Raw genomic sequence first — 1,496 nt, forward strand, 5'->3', positions numbered from 1 at the left:
ACTGGTTCAGTCACATTACCAGAAGCGGTACGTTTCGGAAATTACTTATTAAAAGAAATTCAAGCACCAGAAGGATATGTTTTAGATGACAAATTTATTCCAATTACAATTAATGGAGATGAAGTAACCGTTACTACAGAAGTAACAGATAATGCACAAAAAGGATTATTAATTTTAAACAAAAAAGCTAAACTATTAACACAATGGACAGAAGGTTCAGATAAAGTAATGACACCTGTGTTTGAAGAAAAATATTTAGCTGGTACAACTTGGGAATTAAGAGCTAAAGAAGATATTGTATCTGGAGATAAAGTAACTGTTTTATATCATAAAGGGGATGTTATTCAAACATTAACAACGACTGAAAATGGTAGAGATAAATTCAATCGAGTGCCATTAGGAAAATATGAATTAGAAGAAGTAGCTACTTTACCACAATATGTAAAAGATAATAACATTTATGATATTACCTTTACACCACAAGAACAAACAGTAGAAGTTGATAGTCAAATTAAAAACGCTTATAACAAACGTAAAACAATTAATTTCACATTTAATAAATATTTTGAAGAATCAGCATTATTTACAAATACAAAAGAAGCAACATTTGGATTATTTAACGCAGAAAGTTATACAGAAAATGGGGTAACATTACCAGCAGATAGCATGATTGGTAAGGTTACGATTACACAAAAACATAAAGAACCAGAACAACCAATAGAAGTAGAAAAAGCAACAATTGAAACACCAGAAACAAAAGAATTAGAACCAACTGAAGCAGATATCACAACAGAAAAAGGAGATGAAGAATTTACTGAAGAAACAACACAACCAAAAGTTGCCGTTGAAGATGAAGTTAACAAAGAACAACAAGTAGCTACTAACGATAAAGAAAATGAACAAGTTATGGTTCAAGGTACATTTAATGATATTTTCGTTGATGGTACATTGTACATTCGAGAATTAACAACATCAGAAAAATACGTATTAGATGAAACTAACCACGATATTACCATTGATTTTAATAACATTACTGAAGAAGTTACTACTGAAACAGTTGTAACACCAATCGAAAATGAACTAAAACGTGGTGGGATTGAATTAGTAAAAATTGAAATGGGTAGTGAAACAGAAAATCGTTTAGATGGTGCAGAATATAAATTAGTAGCTGTAGATGACATTAAAGGGGAAACAGAAGTAGGTCGTTTTACAACTGTAAATGGCATGATCCATATTGAAGATTTAGAATATGGACATTACTATTTAGAAGAAACGAAAGCACCAGAAGGATTTATTTTAGATGCAACAAGAATTGTTGTTGAATTGTTTGGAAATCAAAATCATATTGTTAAACAAATTTTTGCAGAAAATGAAAAAATTCCAGAAGTGAAAACAACATTGATGGAACAAGGCACAAACAACAAAGAAATCCATGCAGAAAAAGTTACATTAGTGGATACAGTCGCTTACAAAGATTTAATCGTTGGACAAGAATA

The 1,496-nt window shown here is 30.5% G+C and carries 1 protein-coding gene; it reads left to right on the forward strand.

The features are described 5' to 3' along the window. Positions 1-1,496, forward strand: a 1,496-nt coding sequence (locus BMX09_RS10155) for a SpaA isopeptide-forming pilin-related protein (RefSeq protein ID WP_177159608.1), incomplete at both ends; no start/stop codon positions are given.

Origin of the sequence: Granulicatella balaenopterae (genome assembly GCF_900111135.1) — a bacterium.
Lineage (GTDB): Bacteria > Bacillota > Bacilli > Lactobacillales > Aerococcaceae > Granulicatella > Granulicatella balaenopterae.